11 protein-coding genes are annotated in these 18,234 nt (G+C 72.2%); 5 read left to right on the top strand and 6 right to left on the bottom strand.

The genetic code is table 11. The features are described from left to right. The first annotated feature begins 85 nt into the window (after window positions 1–85). Entirely contained in the window at window positions 86–343 is a 258-nt protein-coding gene (locus NGB36_RS06535) for a mycoredoxin (protein ID WP_255919137.1), read from the top strand. 230 nt (window positions 344–573) lie between these two features. Here the strand turns inward: NGB36_RS06535 and nudC are convergent, their stop codons facing one another. The 5 genes from nudC to NGB36_RS06510 all read right to left on the bottom strand — a co-directional run bounded on the left by nudC (window position 574) and on the right by NGB36_RS06510 (window position 10,338). Then, window positions 574–1,482 (bottom strand): NAD(+) diphosphatase, encoded by a 909-nt coding sequence (nudC, locus tag NGB36_RS06530; protein ID WP_372509388.1) that lies wholly within the window; start codon window positions 1,480–1,482, stop codon window positions 574–576. Window positions 1,483–1,591: 109 nt separating this feature from the next. After that, window positions 1,592–3,007 (bottom strand): dipeptidase, encoded by a 1,416-nt coding sequence (locus tag NGB36_RS06525; RefSeq protein ID WP_255919135.1) that lies wholly within the window; start codon window positions 3,005–3,007, stop codon window positions 1,592–1,594. A gap of 139 nt (window positions 3,008–3,146) precedes the next feature. After that, window positions 3,147–6,440, bottom strand: a complete 3,294-nt coding sequence (locus NGB36_RS06520; RefSeq protein ID WP_255919134.1) for an ATP-dependent helicase — start codon at window positions 6,438–6,440, stop codon at window positions 3,147–3,149. A gap of 40 nt (window positions 6,441–6,480) precedes the next feature. Continuing rightward, window positions 6,481–9,765 (bottom strand): ATP-dependent helicase, encoded by a 3,285-nt coding sequence (locus NGB36_RS06515; protein ID WP_255919133.1) that lies wholly within the window; start codon window positions 9,763–9,765, stop codon window positions 6,481–6,483. A 171-nt stretch (window positions 9,766–9,936) separates the two neighbouring features. Beyond that, window positions 9,937–10,338 (bottom strand): MGMT family protein, encoded by a 402-nt coding sequence (locus NGB36_RS06510; protein WP_308288809.1) that lies wholly within the window; start codon window positions 10,336–10,338, stop codon window positions 9,937–9,939. Between the two features lie 161 nt (window positions 10,339–10,499). Here NGB36_RS06510 and NGB36_RS06505 point away from each other — a divergent pair, with 161 nt between their 5' ends. The 4 genes from NGB36_RS06505 to NGB36_RS06490 all read left to right on the top strand — a co-directional run bounded on the left by NGB36_RS06505 (window position 10,500) and on the right by NGB36_RS06490 (window position 16,541). Further along, window positions 10,500–13,259, top strand: coding sequence for a flippase-like domain-containing protein (locus NGB36_RS06505; RefSeq protein WP_255919132.1), 2,760 nt, complete (start codon window positions 10,500–10,502; stop codon window positions 13,257–13,259). A 93-nt stretch (window positions 13,260–13,352) separates the two neighbouring features. Beyond that, window positions 13,353–13,751 carry a TOBE domain-containing protein gene (locus NGB36_RS06500; protein ID WP_255919131.1) on the top strand — a complete coding sequence of 133 codons (399 nt, stop codon included), beginning with the start codon at window positions 13,353–13,355 and terminating at the stop codon, window positions 13,749–13,751. A gap of 43 nt (window positions 13,752–13,794) precedes the next feature. Then, window positions 13,795–14,580: a molybdate ABC transporter substrate-binding protein gene (gene modA / locus NGB36_RS06495; protein WP_255919130.1), complete on the top strand. Its 786-nt coding sequence runs from the start codon at window positions 13,795–13,797 to the stop codon at window positions 14,578–14,580. Beyond that, window positions 14,577–16,541, top strand: a complete 1,965-nt coding sequence (locus NGB36_RS06490) for an ABC transporter permease (protein ID WP_255919129.1) — start codon at window positions 14,577–14,579, stop codon at window positions 16,539–16,541. The genes modA and NGB36_RS06490 overlap by 4 nt, the downstream gene beginning before the upstream one ends. A gap of 399 nt (window positions 16,542–16,940) precedes the next feature. Here the strand turns inward: NGB36_RS06490 and moeZ are convergent, their stop codons facing one another. Beyond that, entirely contained in the window at window positions 16,941–18,119 is a 1,179-nt protein-coding gene (gene moeZ, locus NGB36_RS06485) for an adenylyltransferase/sulfurtransferase MoeZ (protein WP_255919127.1), read from the bottom strand. Between the last annotated feature and the right edge of the window lie 115 nt (window positions 18,120–18,234).

The following is an 18,234-nucleotide window of genomic DNA, read 5'->3' as shown; positions in this document are numbered from 1 at the left end:
TGATCATGGGACCGCAGGAATGCGGGGCCCCTGGGTTAGCGTTCCCTCCCCGGAGGACCACCCAGCCACACGAAGCGAGGATCCGATGTCGGGCACCGTGACCATGTACAGCACCACCTGGTGCGGCTACTGCCGCCGCCTGAAGAGCCAGATGGATCGCGAAGGCATCGCCTACACCGAGATCAACATCGAGCAGGACCCGGACTCGGCCGCGTTCGTGGAAAAGGCCAACGGCGGCAACCAGACCGTCCCGACGGTTTTGGTGATTCCTGCCGACGGCGGCTCCGAGGTCGTCATGACCAACCCCTCTCTCGCCCAGGTCAAGCAGGCTCTGAGCGCCTGATCGTCCCCTGCCGCGCGCCCCCCGACCGGCCTTCGCGGCTCGTCGGGGGTTGCCGCGTCCTCCACGTGCCAACGTGCCGTGTCTACCTGTCGTATCGGGCGCGCAGGCCACGAGGGCCCCAGCGGGCCGGTGACGTCACGGGGCTCCGTCATCGATGCGTCGGCGACGATCACTTCGGGGCGCGGGAGGACTTCAGCCGGACAGCCGGGCAGCATGTCACGCGGCTCCGGCTACGGCTGGCGCGGGGCCGCGGGCAGCGGCTTGCCGTACCACAGCTCGATCAGGCGCGCCGCGATCGAGATTCCCGACGGGGGCAGGATCTCGCCCGACTCGATGCCCTTGCGCAGGTCGTCGCGGGAGAACCAGCGCGCCTCGTGGATCTCCTCGCCGTCCACCTGGATCTGCGAGGTGGTGGCGCGCGCCGTGAAGCCGAGCATCAGGCTGGAGGGGAACGGCCACGGCTGGCTCGCGACGTAGGAGACCTCACCGACCCGCACCCCGGACTCCTCCAGGACCTCGCGGGCGACCGCCTGCTCCAGCGACTCCCCCGGTTCCACGAAGCCGGCGAGGGTGGAGAAGCGGCCCTCGGGCCAGTGCAGTTGGCGGCCGAGGAGCGCGCGGTCCTGGTCGTCGGTGACCAGCATGATCACCGCGGGGTCGGTACGCGGGTAGTGCTCAGCGCCGCACGCCGGGCAGCGGCGTACGTGGCCGGCCGCGGCGATCACCGTGCGTTCGCCGCAGCGCGAGCAGAAGCGGTGCATCCGCTGCCAGTTCTCCAGCGCCACCGCGTGCACCATCAGACCTGCGTCGCGCTCGGAGAGCAACCCGCCGACCTCGCGCAGCCCCGCCGGACGGGCGGCGTCGTCCATCCTCCCCGGCAGGGTGTCCTTCTGCAGCGCGAAGTAGCTCACCCCGTCCGCGTCGGTACCGAGGAAGTAGCGGTGGTTCTCGCTCGGGGGCGCGTCGAAGGACGGGACCATGACGAGTTCGGTGCGGCCGTCCTCGGTCTCCTCGACCAGCACCTGGCCGCCGGAGACCACCAGGACGCGGGTGGACGGGTGGCTCCATGCGGCGGCGAGCCACGCCTCGTCGAGGCGGTGGTGTGCGGCGCGGTCGACGGCTGCGCGGGTGAGCGCCAGCGGCCTCGTGACACGTGCTTCGGCAGGTGCGTTACGGCCGGTCAGGTCACTGCGCGACAAGGCGGACAAGGCTGCTTCCAACTCCCCGTAGGACGTGAGTGATCAACGGTCAGCGTGCGGTCCAGTGCTCGGCGAGATCGCTCCACAGGTACGCGGACGTCTCCACGCCCTTGAGCAGCAGGTCGAGTTCGACCTTCTCGTTCACTGAGTGCCAACCGTCGGACGGCACGGAAATTCCCAGGAACAGGACGGGGACATCAAGCACGTCCTGCAGTTCGGCGGCCGGTCCCGAGCCGCCCTCGCGGGTGAAGAGAACCTTCTGTCCGAAGGCACGGCCCATCGCGCGCACGGTGGACTGCAGCGCCGGGTGGTCGAGCGGGGTCAGGCAGGGCCGCGTCGCTCCCCAGAAGGTGATCTCGTGCCGGATGCCGTCGGGCAGCCTGCTCGCGACCCACTGCCGCACCGCCTGCTGCACCTTCTCCGCGTCCTGCCCGGCGACCAGCCGGAAGGAGAGCTTGAGCTGGGCGGAGGCGGGGACGATCGTCTTGCCGCCGGGACCGCCGTAGCCGCCGTGGATGCCGTTGACCTCGGCGGTCGGTCGGGCCCAGATCCGCTCCAGGGTGCTGTATCCCGCCTCGCCCATCGCCGCGTGCGACTTGGCGGTGCGCAGCCACGCCTCCTCGTCGAAGGGCAGCTCGGCGAAGAGTTCGCGCTCGCGGTCGGTGAGCTCGGCGACCCCATCGTAGAAGCCGGGGATGGCGACGCGGCGGTGCTCGTCGTGGAGGGCGGCGACGAGCCGGGCGGCCTCGGTGGCCGGGTTGGGCACGGCGCCGCCGAAGGAGCCGGAGTGGATGTCCTGGTCGGGCCCGGTCAGGTCGATCTGGCAGTCGGTGAGCCCGCGCATGCCTGTGCAGACCGTCGGGGTGTCCTCGGCCCACATGCCGGTGTCGGAGACGATCACGGTGTCGCATGCGAGGCGCGCGGCACGCTCGCGGATCAGGGCGCCGAAGTGGGGCGAGCCGGATTCCTCCTCGCCCTCGATGATCAGCTTGAGGTTGACGGCGGGGGCGTGGCGGCCGGTCGCGGCGAGGTGCGCGCGGACGCCGAGGGTGTGGAAGAAGACCTGGCCCTTGTCGTCGGCGGCACCGCGCCCGTACATCCGGCCGTCCCGTACGACGGGTTCGAACGGCTCGCTGTCCCAGCCGTCCTCGCGGGCCGCGGGCTGGACGTCGTGATGTCCGTAGACGAGGACGGTCGGGGCGTCCGGGTCGCCGGAGGGCCACTCGGCGAAGACCGCGGGCAGGCCCGCCGTCTCCCAGACCTCCACCACGGGGAAGCCGGTCGCGCTGAGCTCCGCCGCGAGCCATTCGGCGCTGCGCCGCACGTCGTCCGCGCGCTGCGGGTCGGCGGAGACCGATGGGATGCGCAGCCATGCCGCCAGATCGTCGAGGAAGGCGGCGCGGTGCGTGTCGATGTAGGCGCGGACCGCGGTGTCCGGTGCCTGGTCTGCGAAGGCGGTGCTCATGCGCCGGCCTCGCTGCGCTCGGCCGCGCCGTCGCACGGTGCGGACCTTCCCATGATTCTTCCCCAGCCTTCGGCCGGGGATACCCTCACACTGCGCTCGCTCATGTCCCCGAGCCTATCCGGCGCCGGTCCTGCGCCGGTCAGGGCCTTTCCCCCAGGAGGAGCCGCTCGAGAGCCGGCCGGTCGGGCAGGTCGTCGGGTCGGACGGTCTGCCCGGTGCGTACGTAGACGAATGCGGCGGCGACCCGCCGCGGCGGCAGGCGGTGCTGCTCGGCCCAGGCGAGGCGGTAGACGGCGAGCTGCAGAGGGTCGGCGGTGGGAGCGTGGTTGGTCTTCCAGTCGACGATCTCGTAGCCGCCGGTCTCCTCGTCCTTGTACACCGCGTCGATGCGGCCGCGGATGACGCGGCCCGCGAGACTCAGCTGGAACGGGGCCTCGACCCGGTACGGGGTGCGGTGGGCGTACGAGGTGCGCAGGAAGGCCTCCTTGAGCATGTCGAGGTCCTTCTCGTCGGCGATCTCCTCGGCGCCGCCTTCCTCCATGCCGGGCAGCTCGTCGAGTCCGAGCAGCGGCAGCTCGTCGAAGCGCGACTCGACCCAGGCGTGGAAGCGGGTGCCACGGCGGGCCGCGGGCTGCGGTCGGCGCGGCATCGGCCGGGCCAGGTCGCGGGCGAAGTCGTCGGGGTCGGCGGCGAGCCGCATCAGCTGGGAGGCGCTGAGGGATGCCGGGAGCGGGACCTCGCGTACGGCGGTGCGCGATCGGCGCAGCTCGCCGGCGAGCGCTTCGAGGTCCCGGTCCCAGGAGGCGACGAGCCGGGCCTCCTCGGGCGGCAGTTCCGGCGCCGCTTGATCTTCCGTCGCCGTCGCCGTCTGCATCGCCGTCTGCGTCGCCAGCTGTGTCGCCGTCAGCGTTCGCGCCTGCGCGCCGTCGGGGTGCTCGAGGTGCGCGAGGACGGTCTTGGCGGCCCGGCGGCGGCGGTCCAGCGCCTCGGGGTCGAGCGGCAACGGCCAGGCATACTCGGTGGTGCGGTCGAGCGCGGGGTTCTCGGTGTCCGGTGCCGGCTCCGCGGCCCAGTGCTCGATCTCGCCGTGGCCGGCTTCGCAGTGCTCGCGCAGCCGCCGGAGGAAGGAGGACGGGCCGCGCGGCTTCTTCTGGGACGGCCCCCACCAGTGCCCCGATGCGAGCAGCAGCGACCTCGGCCGGGTGAAGGTGACGTATCCGAGGCGTAGTTCCTCGGTGGAGTTGTGATCCTTCATCGCCTCCTTGAAGGCGTCGAGGCCCTGCTTGGTCCACTGCGTCACGTCGGGCAGGGTCGGCGCGTCGCCGCGCAGCGCGTGCGGGAGGACCTTGCCGTGCCAGGGCCACAGTTCGCGGACCCGCGCGCTGGGGAAGGCGTCCTCGACCAGGCCGGGGGCAGCGACCACGTCCCACTCCAGCCCCTTGGACTTGTGGGCGGTGAGCACCTTGACGGTGTTCTCCCCGCCGGGGAGTGAGCTGTCGAGGCCCTTCTCGTGCTGCGCCGCGGTCCGCAGGAAGGCGAGGAAGGCGAGGAGGGTGGCTTCCCCGTCGAGCGAGGCGAAGCCCGCGGCGATGTCGAGGAAGGACTGCAGCGTCTCACGGCGGCGGGCGGCGAGCGCGTGAGGGGACGCGGACAGCTCGACGTCGAGCCCGGTGACGGCGAGGACCTTGTGCAGGACGTCCATGAGCGGATCGGCTAGCGACCGCCGCAGGTCGCGTATCTCGGCGGCGAGGCGGGCGAACCGGATGCGCGCCTCGGGCGAGAAGGGCAGGCCGTCGTCGGGTTCTTCGGCGTGGAGGAAGGTCTCCAGGGCGTCGGCGAGCGAGACGGCCTCGGCCGGGTCGACGCCTTCCACGGCCTCCGCGAGGCGATCCGGTTCGCCCTCGGGCTGCGCGTGCCGCACCTGCAGCCGGGCCCGGCGGCCGAGCAGCGCCAGATCGCGGGGGCCGATCCGCCAGCGCGGGCCGGTGAGCAGCCGAACGAGGGAGGCGTTGGCGGTCGGGTCCTGGAGCACCTCGCAGGTGGCGACGAGGTCGGCGACCTCGGGCAGGTGCAGCAGTCCGGACAGGCCCACGACCTCCACCGGCACATCGCGAGCGACGAGCGCCGCATGCAGATCGGCGAACTGGCCTGCCGTGCGGCACAGCACCGCGATCTCACCGGGCGGGGTGCCCGTCGCGGTCAGATGCCGGATGGAGTCGGCGATCCAGGCGATCTCGTCGGCGTAGGTGGGGAGCAGGGCGCAGCGCACCACCCCGTCCCGTTCGGCGCCCGGTGCGGGCCGCAGCGCCTCGACGCCCTCGTGGCGTTCGCGCAGCGGGGCGGCGAGTGCGTTGGCGAACTGCAGCAGGCGGCCGCCGCTGCGGCGGTTCTCGCTGAGCGAGTAGCGGCGGGCCGGGGTGGAGTCGGCACCGGGGAAGTGGCGCGGGAAGTCGTCAAGGTTGGCGACGGAGGCGCCGCGCCATCCGTAGATCGCCTGGCAGGGGTCGCCGACGGCGGTGACGGGATGGCCGGTGCCGCCGCCGAACAGGCCGGCGAGCAGCAGCCGTTGGGCGACGGAGGTGTCCTGGTACTCGTCGAGGAGCACGACGGCGAACTCCTCGCGCAGCGCGCGGCCGACCTCGGGCCTGGTGCGGGCGAGCTCGGCGGACAGGGCGATCTGGTCGCCGAAGTCGAGCAGGTCGCGGCGGGTCTTCTGCTCGCGGTAGGCCTGGACGAGCCCGGCGAGGTCGCGCCGCGCCGCGACGGCAGAGGCCACCTCGCGCACCCAGGCGAAGCCGCGCCGCTCCGGGTCGAACGGGTCGAGGCGCTCGGCGAGCTCCGCGTCGTACTCGCGCACGGCGTCGACGGGAACGAGGTGCTCGGCGAGCTCCGCGTCGAGGGCGAGCAGATCGGCGGCGAGCGCGGACAGGCCCTTGGTGAGCGCGGGGTACGGGCCGGGGGCGGCGCGCAGCACATGTGCGGCGAGCTGGAAGCGGGTGGCGTCGGCGAGCAGCCGGGCGCCCGGTTCGAGGCCTATACGCAGTCCGTGGTCCTTCAGCAGCTGACCGGCGAAGGCGTGGTACGTGGAGATCCTCGGGTCGCCAGGCGGTTCCTCGGGCGGCTCGGGGCCTGCGCTCGTGCTCGTGTCCGTGCCCGTGACGCCTGCCTCCACGAGGGCTTTGCGCACCCGCCCGGAGAGCTCGCCGGCCGCCTTGTTGGTGAAGGTGAGCCCGAGCACCTGCTCGGGCGCGACCTGGCCCGTGCCGACCAGCCAGACGACGCGGGCCGCCATGACGGTGGTCTTGCCCGATCCGGCCCCGGCCACGATGACGTTCGGGGCGAGCGGTGCGGTGATGCACGCCAGCTGCTCTGGGGTGAACGGGATGCCGAGGAGCTCCTTGAGCTCGTCGGGTTCGGTGATACGGGACGCCACCCGAGTGAGGCTATCGGGCACCACTGACAGCGCGGCCGTCTCACTCGATGACGTGACGGCCTTCGGGCCGGGCACTGCAGCTGCTGCGGAAGGCGCAGGTCGTACAGTGCCGGCCGGGGGTGGGCGTGAAGCGTTCGTCCAGGACCTTGGCCGCCGCCGTCGTCAACAGCTCGCCCACCCAGTCGCCGTCGAGCGCCGGTTGTGCCTGCACCTTCGGCAGCGCATCGCCGCCGTCCCGTTTGGGGGCACCCTGGCGAAGCTGGACGAGCTCCGCGCCGCCCGGGCGGGGGCGCCGGCCGTCGAAGGCGTCGTCCACCGCGCCCTCGGCCACCGCCAGCTGGTAGACCGCGAGCTGGGGATGGCCGGCGACCTCCGCGGCGGTGGGGGCGCCCTTGCCGGTCTTGAAGTCGACGACGTAGGCGTTGCCCTCCGCGTCCCGTTCGACGCGGTCCATGCTGCCCCGGATCCGTACCTCGTACTCGCCCGCTGCCAGCGTCACGTCGAAGCCGTGCTCCGTGCCCGCCACCTCGCGGCCGCGTTCCAGGACGTGCCAGCGCAGGAAACGTTCCAGTGCGGCGCGCGCCTGCTCGCGCTCCTGCCGCGACTTCCACGGCGCGTCGAAGGCGAGTGCGTCCCAGACGGAGTCCAACCGGGCCATGAGCACGTCGAGTTCGGCCGCCGTGCGGCCGGAGGCGACCTCGTCGGCGAGGACGTGCACCACGTTGCCGAATCCCTGGGCGGCGGTGGGCAGCTCGTCCGCCTTGACCTCACGCCCCAGGAACCATTGCAGCGCACACCTGTTGACGAGCTGGTCGAGCGCGCTGCCGGACAGGGTCACTGGGCGTTCGCGGTCGCGCAGCGGGATCTGCGACCGGGTCGGCTCGTCAAGGCCCCACCAGCGGCGCGGGTGCGCGGCCGGCACGAGGGGTTGCCCCTCCTCGTCGCGCAGCGCGGCAAAGCGCGCGAGGCGCTCGGCGGCCGCCTTGCGCAGCGCGGGCGAGGCCTGCGGGTCGACGGTGGTGGCGCGGAGCTCGGCGACGAGCGCGGAGACGGCGAGCGGGCGGCGGGGGCGGTGCGTCACGTCCCGTGGCTCGACGCCGAGTTCGGTGAGGAAACGGGAGGGCTGGTCACCGTCGTCCGCCGGTGCCTTGACCGCGGTGACGACGAGCCGCTCCCTGGCGCGGGTCGCGGCGACGTAGAACAGCCGCCGCTCCTCGGCGAGCAGGGCGCCCGCGGGCAGCGGCTCGGCGAGGCCGTCGCCTCCGATCCTGTCCGCTTCCAGGAGCGAGCCGCGGCGGCGCAGATCCGGCCACAGCCCCTCCTGCACCCCGGCGACGACGACCAGCCGCCATTCGAGCCCCTTGGAGCGGTGGGCCGTCATCAGCCGCACGGCCTCGAGGCGGGCCGTGCGGCGGCTGAGGACATCGGCGGCGATGTCCTGGGCCGCGAGCTCGTCGAGGAAGTTGAGGGCCCCGCGCCCGCCCGAACGCTCGGCGCGGGCCGCCGTCTCGAACAGCGCGCAGACGGCGTCGAGGTCGCGGTCGGCGTTGCGGCCGGCCGCGCCTCCGCGGGCTGCCGCGCGTTCCAGGCGCTGCGGCCACGACGTGCCGTCCCACAGCTCCCACAGCGCCTGTTCCGCGGTGCCGCCGTCGGCGAGCACGGTGCGGGCGCGTTGCAGCAGCAGCCCGAGCCGCTGGGCACCACGGGCGTACGACGGATCGTGGGCGACGAGCCGTCCCGGCTCGGCCAGCGCCTCGGCGAGCAGGACGTCGGAGGGCCGGGGCACGGTGACCCCCGCGCCCCGCTCCTCGTCGCGCAGGGCACGGCCGAGACGGCGCAGGTCGGTGGCGTCCGTTCCGCCCAGCGGCGAGGAGAGCAGCGTGAGGGCTTCGTCGACGGGGAGCGCGGCGGGCGTGTCCGCGGCCTCGTCGGGGCGCAGTGCCGCCTGCGCGGCGGCGCGCAGGGCGAGGAGCAGCGGCGCGACGGCGGGTTCCTCGCGCAGCGGGAGGTCGTCGCCGTCGATCTCGACCGGTACACCGGCATTGGTCAGCGCCCGGCGCAGGCCGGGAATGGAGCGCGCGCCGGCGCGCACGAGGACGGCCATCCCGCTCCAGGGCACCCCGTCCTCCAGATGCGCCCGGCGCAGGATGTCGGCGATGTTCTCGGTCTCGGCGCCCGGCGTCGGGTAGGTGAGCACCTCGACGCGGCCGCCGTCCCGCACGGCGGTCAGGTCGCGGTGCGCGCGTACCGCCTCGGCGGGCAGCCGGCCCAGCGGCATCCGGCGCGTGATCAGCCGGGTCGCGGCGAGCAGCCCGGCCCCGGAGCGGCGGCTGACCCGCAGCACCTCGACGGGGGCGGGGCGGCCGTCGGCGCGCGGGAAGTCGTGCGGGAAGCCGAGGATGCCGCCGACGTCGGCGCCACGGAAGGCGTAGATCGACTGGTCGGGGTCGCCGAAGGCGACGAGGGTACGGCCGGAGCCGGCGAGCGCGTGCAACAGCCGGATCTGGGCGGAGTCGGCGTCCTGATATTCGTCGACGAAGACCGCCTCGTAGGCAGTGGCGAGGCGGGCCGCGACCTCGGGGCGCCCGGCGAGGAGCACGGCGCGGTGCACGAGTTCCGCGTAGTCGACGACGCCCTGCGCGTCCAGGTTGTCGAGATACTCGGCGAGGAAACCGGCCGCGGCCCGCCAGTCCGGGCGTCCGGCCCGCTCGGCGAAGGCGGCGAGCTCATTGGGGCCGAGGCCCAGCTCACGGCTGCGGGCGAGCACGGCCCGCACCTCGTCGGCGAAGCCACGGGTGGTCAGGCAGGCCCGCAGCTCGTCGGGCCAGCGCACCGAGCCGAGACCCTCGCTGTGGCCGGCCAGCAGCTCACGCACGACGACGTCCTGCTCCGGTCCCGACAGCAGCCGCAGCGGGTCGGCGAACAGCTCGGGTTCCTGGTGAGCGCGGACGAGGGCGTAGCAGAAGGAGTGGAACGTCGTCGCCTGCGGGGCCTGCGCCTGCGCCTGTGTCCCGGTCAGGCGGGCCGTCATCCGGTCGCGCAGTTCGAGCGCGGCCCTGCGGCTGAAGGTGAGGACGAGGAGGCGCGCCGGGTCGGCCCCCTGGCGCACGCGCTCGGCGACCGCCTCGACGAGGGTGGTGGTCTTGCCGGTGCCGGGCCCGGCGAGCACGAGAAGCGGCCCGTTCGCGTGCTCAACCACAGCGCGTTGGCGGGCGTCCAGATCAGGGGGCACCGGGGGGGCCGGCGGTGTGCGCAGCAGGCGGTAACCGCCCGTGGCCACGGGCGGTGCGGGCACGGTCGGGACGGACGAGATGGAGGATGTCACGTGGTTCGGGGGTTCCGTGAGTTCCGTTCGGGTGCCGACGGTACGCCACGCCGCATGCGGGCCGCAGGCGGGTCGACCATTCGCGAACGGATTACGCCTTACGGGCGGTATGGGCCGCCCGGAGCATGCTTGGGCCCCGGATGGCGGAAGCTGGATGGTGTGAGGTGCAGGTCATCCGTCGCCGTCCCAAGGTTCGTAGCCCGGTTCGTCAGCCGGTTCGTCGCCGACCGGGCCGTCCCAGCGGGCCCGCGCCATGTCCACACGCGGGATGTGGCCCTGCGCCGCCCGGGAGGCGCCGCGCAGCGGGGTACCCTCCTCCCGGTAGTGCGCCAGCGCGCGCTGCTCGTGGCCGGGCAGCAGCACACCGTCCGAGCGCACCACGCGCCACCAGGGCACGGCGCCCCCGTACAGCGCCATCACCCGGCCCACCTGACGGGGACCGCCTTCCTCCAGCCACTCCGCGACGTCGCCGTAGGTCATCACGCGGCCGCGCGGAATCAGCTCGGCGACGTGCAGCACCCGCTCCGCATACTCGGGGATCTTGCTGTTCTCAGTCATCGCAGCCTCAGTCATCGAGGCCATCCTGCCGCACGTCCCGCGGGGTGCAGGGGCGCATATCATCCGGCGTTCACCACCCCGAAATGCACCCTCATGCCCCCGTACGGGGATCGGCCATGCCACCATCGTCCGGGCGGTGACTGGTGATACGAGATCAAGATGCGACGGCGGGAGAGATGAGCGCGGAGCAAAGTGATGCGCTGCGCGATGCCTCGGGCATGCCCGCAACCGGGCCCGAGCCCGCCCCCGGGTCCGTGTCCGAGCCCGCGCCCGAGCCCGCCTCGCCGACCCCCTCCACCGATCCCCCTGATCCCCCGGGCGACGACGACCGCACCCCGCCGGAGCCGCACGGCGAGCACGTGGCGCACGTCGACGAGGTCGCGGGCGACGAGCCGCTGCTGGCCGCGCGCGTGCACCGGCCGGTGGACCTGCTGCGCTTCCTCATGGGAATCGTGGGGATTGCCGTGGTGCTCGGCATCGCCGGTTTCGCGCACGGCACCACCACCGGTGTCGAGCAGGACATCTCACGCGGCACCAACAACGCCCCCAATTTCCTGATCAGCTTCGCCGGCTTCACCGCGAGCGTCGCCGTCCTGATCGTCCCGGTCGCGTTCGCGGTCGAGCGGCTGATCAAGAGGGACGGGCTGCGCGTCGCCGACGGTGTGCTCGCGGCCGTCCTCGCGCACGGCGTGTCCCTCGCCGGCGATCTGTGGGTGACCGGCTCCGCCCCCGCCGCGATCCGCGACGCGCTCACGCGTACCGCGCCGAGCGGCGGAATCACCGATCCCGTGCACGGGTATCTCGCGCCCGTCATCGCATACATGACGGCCGTCGGCATGGCACGGCGCCCGCGCTGGCGCATCGCCTTGTGGTGCGTGCTCGTCCTCGACGCCTTCGCGGTGCTCGTCGGCGGCTACACCACGCCGTTCTCGATCCTGGTGACCGTGCTGATCGGCTGGACGGTGGCATACGGCACCGTCTACACGGTCGGCTCGCCCAACGTGCGGCCCACCGGCCGCACCCTTCTCGCCGGGCTGCGCCGCGTCGGCTTCGCGCCGCTCACGGCCCAGCGCCTCGACGACGGCGTCGAACCATCGGACTCCGAACGCGGCCGCCGCTATCTGGTCACCCTGGAGGACGGGCCACCGCTCGACATCACGGTCGTCGACCGCGAGCAGCAGGCGCACGGCTTCTTCTACCGGGTCTGGCGGCGGATGCAGCTGCGCGGCATCACCGAGCGCCGCAGCCTGCAGTCGCTGCGCCAGGCGCTGGAGCAGGAGGCGCTGCTCGCCTACGCCGCGATCTCCGCCGGAGCGCATGCCCCCAAGCTGATCGCCACCTCCGAGCTCGGCCCGGACGCGGTGATGCTCGTCTACGAGCACATCGACGGCCGCACGCTCGACTCCCTCACCGACGACGACATCACCGACGACGTGCTCGACGCCGCCTGGGAGCAGGTCAAGGCGCTGCAGTCGCGGCGCATCGCCCACCGCCGGCTGACCGGCGAGTCGCTCCTGGTGGATCGTTCCGGCACGCTCTACGTCACCGACCTGCGCAGCGGGGAGATCGCCGCGGGCGACATCGTCCTGCGGATGGACATCGCCCAGCTGCTGACCACGTTCGCGCTGCGTGCAGGCGCCGAGCGCTCGGTCGCCTCGGCGCTGCGCGTCCTCGGCACCGACGCGGTCGCCGACAGCCTCCCCCTGCTGCAGCCGATCGCGCTGAGCCGTTCGACCCGCGCCACGCTCCGCAGGCTCGCCAAGGAGCGGGCGGAACGCGAACGCGAGGCGGTGCTCGCCGCCTTCCACGCCCGCAAGTCCTCGTCCGCCGGTGACACGGACGACGCAAAGGACCGCAAGGCCAGCAAGGCGGAGGCCAAGGCCCAGAAGGACGCCGAGAAGCGGGCTCTCGACGAGGCCGTGGAGCAGGCCCACGAGGACGACATGCTCGCCCAGATCCGCCGCCAGGTGCTGTTGATCAGACCGCAGGCCCCGGCCGTCCCCGCTCGGCTGGAACGGATCAGGGGCCGCACCCTGGTCAGCCTGATCGCGGGCGTCATCGCCGCGTACTACCTGCTCTCCCAGCTCATCACGATCAAACTGGGCGCCATGGTCCACCAGGCCCACTGGCTCTGGGTGGTGGCCGCGCTCGCCTTCGCCGCGCTCACCTACATTGCGGCGGCGATGAGCCTGCTCGGGTTCGTCCCCGAGAAAGTGCCGTTCTGGCGCGCGGTGATGGCGCAGATCGCCGGCTCGTTCGTGAAACTCGTCGCGCCCGCCGCGATCGGCGGTGTCGCGCTCAACACCCGCTTCCTGCAGCGCAACAAGGTGCGTCCCGGCCTCGCCGTCGCCAGTGTCGGCGCCTCGCAGCTGGCCACGGCGTGCAGCCACCTCACCCTGCTGCTGGCCTTCGGTTACGTCACGGGCACGCAGCACACGCCGTCGCTCTCGCCGTCCAGGGCGGTGATCGGCGGGCTGCTGACCGCGGCCGTGCTGGTGCTGGTCGTCGCCGCCGTACCGCAGCTGCGCAGGTTCGTCGTCACGCGGGTGCGGGCGCTGTTCGCCGGTGTCGTGCCCCGCATGCTCGATCTGCTGCAGCGTCCGACGAAACTGATCAGCGGCATCAGCGGCATCCTGCTGCTCAATCTGGCGTTCATGGCCTGCCTCGACACCTCGGTGCGGGCGTTCGGGCAGTCGCTCAGCTTCGCGACCATCGCCGTCGTCTTCCTCGTCGCCAACGCGGCGGGTTCGGCGATCCCCACGCCGGGCGGTGTCGGCCCGATCGAGGCCGCGATCGCCGGTGCCCTCACCCTCGCGGGGCTGCCCGCCTCCACCGCGTTGTCGGCGACGCTGCTGTACCGGCTGCTGACCTTCTGGGTGCCCGTGCTGCCCGGGTGGGCCTCCTTCACGTATCTCACGAAGAAGGGCTCCCTCTAGCATCGGAGGAAGCTACAGCCACGCCCGCATCTACCAGTCTCATCGACCGAATTTTCTTGCAGATGCGGTCCCTGCAGCTCTAACGTGCCGCACATGCGGTCCTACACCATCGGCCGGGCAGCGCGACTGCTCGGCGTCAGCCCGGACACCGCGCGCCGCTGGGCGGACGCGGGACGGATCCCGACCCATCGGGACGAGTCCGGCAAACGGCTGATCGACGGCCGGGACTTGGCCGCGTTCTCCGTGACGCTCGCCGAGGAGGCGAGTGCCGAGGAGGCCGACGGCCCGTACACCTCCGCCCGTAACGCGTTCCCCGGCATCATCACCGCCGTCAAGCTCGGGGACGTCGCGGCCCAGGTCGAGATCCAGGCCGGGCCGCACCGCCTCGTTTCCCTCCTCACCCGCGAAGCCGTAGAAGAGCTGGGCTTCGAAGTCGGCATGGAGGCCGTGGCCCGCGTGAAGTCCACCAACGTCCATATCGACCGCGCCTGAACGACCGCGCCCTAGCGCCTGGAGTGACACGATGCCCCGCCACATGCCCCGCCGCCGGAAGCTGGCTCTGCCGCTGCTGGCCGCCGCCCTCGCCATCCCGCTCGCCGCCTGCGGTGGCAGCAAGTCGGCGGCGACCAGCTCCTCCTCCACCGGCAGCAGCAAGCCGGCGAGCCTGACCGTGCTGGCCGCCGCCTCGCTCACCGATGTCTTCAACGCCGAGGGCAAGGCCTACGAGAAGGCCCACCCCGGCACCACCATCAAGTTCTCCTACGCCGGCTCGCAGGAGCTGGCCGCGCAGGTCGGCCAGGGCGCGCCCGCCGACGTCCTCGTCACCGCCGACACCAAGACGATGGACGGCCTCAAGAGCGACACCCGTACCCCGACGATCATCGCCAAGAACCGGCTGACCATCGTCACCGCCCCCGGCAACCCGAAGAAGATCACCAGTCTCGCCGACCTCGCCAAGCCGGGTCTGAAGGTCGACCTGGCCGCCCCGCAGGTGCCGGTCGGCAACTACGGCGCGAAGGTGCTGCAGGAGCAGCACCTCAACGTCAAGCCGGTGTCGCTGGAGACCAACGTTCGCGCCGTGCTGACCAAGGTGGAGCTCGGCGAGGCCGACGCCGGAATCGTCTACATCACCGACGCGGAGTCGGCCAAGGGCAAGGTCGCCACCGTCACCATCCCCGACGCGCAGAACGCCATCGCCTCCTACCCCGCAGCCACCCTCAACACCTCCAAGGACGCTTCGGCCGCCGCCTCCTTCGTGGCGTTCCTCTCCTCCGCACAGGGGCAGCAGATCCTGCGCAGCTACGGCTTCCAGCAACCGTGACCAGCACCCGGCCGGCGGCGGCAGCGAGGCTGCCGATCGCCCTCGTACTCCCCGCGCTGGCAGCGGTCTGTTTCCTGGCGCTGCCGCTGGCCGGTGTGCTCGCCCGCACCCCCTGGTCCACCCTCCCGGACCAGCTGACCAGCCCCGAAGTCACCCAGGCGCTCTGGTTGTCGCTCACCGTCTCGCTGTGGGCGCTCGGCCTCGCAGTCGTTCTCGGGGTGCCGCTGGCCTGGATCCTGGCGCGCGTCGACTTCCCCGGCAAACCGGCGGTGCGCGCCCTCGTCATGCTCCCGATGGTGCTGCCGCCCACCGTCGGCGGTGTCGCGCTGCTGATGGGGTTCGGCCGCAGGGGGCTGCTCGGACCGCTGCTCGCCGATTTCGGTGTCACCCTCCCCTTCTCCACGCCCGGCGCGGTCGTCGCGGCGGCCTTCGTCGCGATGCCGTTCCTCGTCATCAGCCTGGAAGGCACGCTCACTTCGCTCCACCCGCGGTACGAGGAGACGGCGGCCTCGCTCGGCGCAAGGCCACTGCGTGCCTTCCTCACCGTCACCGTCCCCATGGCCGCACCCGGCCTCGTCGCGGCGGCGGCGCTGTGCTGGGCGCGCGCACTCGGAGAGTTCGGGGCGACGATCACCTTCGCGGGCAATCTCCCCGGGGTGACGCAGACGCTTCCGCTCAATGTCTATCTGCTGCTCCAGGACAACCCCGAGGGGGCAACCTCCGTCTCGTTGCTGCTTCTTGTGGTGGCCATGGTCGTGCTGACCGGGCTGCGCGGCCGCTGGACGGGGTCGGGGGCGAGGACCGCCACGGCCGCCGACCCGGCTCCGGCCGCAGCACCCGATGCGGTACTGGATGCGGTCGAGGCCGAGGCGGAGGCTCCGGCGCCCGCCGCATCCGCCACCGTGCCCACGGAGCCGCCGCCCGAGCGCTGGCCGCTCAAGACCACCGTGACCGGTTTCACCCGGCTCTCCCTCGAAGCCGAACCGGGCACCACCGTCGCCGTCGTCGGCCCCAACGGCGCAGGCAAGACCACGCTGCTGCGTGCACTGCTCGGCCTCACCCACCGCGCCCATGCGGAGCAGTTGCTGCTGGGCGCGGTGGACGCGGCCGGGGCACCGCCGCACAAGCGCGGTGTCGCCTGGGTCCCGCAGGACGGTGCGCTCTTCCCGCATCTGACGGTGCTGGGCAACACCGCATACGGGCTGCGCGCCCAGGGCGTGCCACGCCGGTCGGCGCGCGCGCAGGCGCAGCTGTGGCTCGACCGGCTCGGCGTGGGCGACCTCGCCGACCGCAAGCCGGGGCGCATCAGCGGCGGGCAGGCCGGGCGCGTCGCGCTGGCGCGTGCACTGGCCGTGCGCCCGCGCCTGCTTCTGCTCGACGAACCGCTCGCCGCGCTGGACCAGACGACGCGCGCCAAGGTGCGGCACACGCTGCGCGAGCACCTCGCCGGGTTCACCGGGGCCTGTCTGATCGTCACGCACGATCCGGTGGAGGCCGTCACGCTCGCCGACCGGGTGCTCGTACTGGAGGACGGGCGCGCCGTGCAGTACGCATCGCCCGCCGATGTCGCCCGTCACCCCCGTTCGCCGTGGGTGGCACGGATGCTCGGCCGAAACGCGTGGGCGGGCACCGCGAAGGCGGACGGCCTCGAACTTCCCGGCGGGGCTCGTCTGGTGGCGGCGGAACCGCTGCCCGAGGGGACGGCGGCGCTCGCCGTGGTCGGTCCCGAGGCGGTCTCCCTGCACCGGGTACGGCCCTCGGGAAGCCCGCGCAATGTATGGCAGGGGCAGGTGCGCGAACTCACCGCACTGGGCAGCCGGATGCGGGCGCTGGTCACATCGGACGGGCTCGACGCGCTCGCCGAGATCACCGCCTCCGCCGCGGCCGAACTCGCCCTCGCGGAGGGCGGCACCGTCTGGGTCAGCGTCAAGGCCACCGAAATCACCCTGGTGGCACTGTAGAGCGAACCGCTCCCTCGTGTCTCTCGTCAGACTTTGGTCACCCGGACCCGTGCCCACCGGCAATGTCACCTACACGATCACCATCTGCCGCCGGGACCAGGCACCCTCCGTCACACCCCAACCACCCGCCACATAACGACGCGACGTCAGGCGAGCAGCCAGCCCGATTCGCGGTGCGGCTTACGGCCCCATGACCTCTCGCCCATGGCGGCTCCCGCCCAAAGTCTCGGACCACCGCCCGCGTGATCACGTGCGGCATCAAGGGGCCCCTCCGAGGCCGGGCCGTCGCTGGGCCGTATGACGTCAGCCAACGCCGACCAACAATGGCACAGGCCCACGGCATCTGAACTGGTCAGAGCCGTGGGCCTGTTCTGCCTCACTGGTCAGCCGGACGGCTGATTAGTACACCGGCTTGTGCGGCTCGACCTGGTTGACCCAGCCGATCACGCCGCCGCCGACATGGACGGCGTCCGCGAAGCCCGCGTTCTTCAGCACGGCGAGCACCTCGGCCGACCGTACGCCGGTCTTGCAGTGCAGGACGATGCGCTTGTCCTGCGGGAGGTCCTGAAGGGCGTTGCCCATCAGGAACTCGTTCTTCGGGACCAGGCGGGCGCCGGGGATGGAGACGATCTCGTACTCGTTCGGCTCGCGGACATCGATGATCTCGATGTTCTCGCCGCCGTCGATCCACTCCTTCAGCTGCTTCGGCGTGATCGTGGAACCGGCGGCGGCCTCCTGGGCCTCCTCCGAGACGACTCCGCAGAAGGCCTCGTAGTCGATGAGCTCGGTGACGGTCGGGTTCTTGCCGCAGACCGCGCACTCCGGGTCCTTGCGGACCTTGACCTCGCGGTACTTCATCTCCAGGGCGTCGTAGATCATCAGGCGGCCGACCAGCGGCTCGCCGATACCCGTCAGCACCTTGATCGCCTCGTTGACCTGGATCGAGCCGATCGACGCGCACAGCACGCCGAGCACGCCGCCCTCGGCGCACGACGGGACCATGCCGGGCGGCGGGGGCTCCGGGTACAGGCAGCGGTAGCACGGACCGTGCTCGCTCCAGAAGACCGACGCCTGGCCGTCGAAGCGGTAGATCGAGCCCCACACGTACGGCTTGTTCAGCAGCACGCAGGCGTCGTTGACCAGGTAGCGCGTGGCGAAGTTGTCAGTGCCGTCGACGATCAGGTCGTACTGCGCGAACAGCTCCATCACGTTCGAGGAGTCGAGGCGCTCCTCGTGGAGATTGACCGTGACGTACGGGTTGATGCCGAGCACGGTGTCGCGCGCGGACTCGGCCTTGGAACGGCCGATGTCGGCCTGGCTGTGGATGATCTGGCGCTGCAGATTCGATTCGTCGACCTCGTCGAACTCGACGATGCCGAGAGTGCCCACGCCGGCGGCGGCCAGGTACATCAGCGCCGGCGAACCCAGACCGCCGGCGCCCACACAGAGCACCTTCGCGTTCTTCAGCCGCTTCTGCCCGTCCATCCCGACATCCGGGATGATCAGGTGGCGGGAGTACCTGCGGACCTCGTCGACGGTGAGCTCGGAAGCCGGCTCGACCAAGGGTGGCAGCGTCACGGGGACTCCGGATCGGTAGGACAACGGTTACTCTCCCCGTAACAGTGCCACGACCGTCGGCATTCCGAGACCGCCGGTCCGGTCCGCGAGACGATTGCGGCCCAAATGCCGGGCA

Source organism: Streptomyces humicola, from assembly GCF_024436035.1.
GTDB classification, from domain to species: domain Bacteria; phylum Actinomycetota; class Actinomycetes; order Streptomycetales; family Streptomycetaceae; genus Streptantibioticus_B; species Streptantibioticus_B humicola.
The sequence above is the reverse complement of the archived record's forward strand: the minus strand, read 5'-3'. Positions and strand labels throughout refer to the sequence as shown.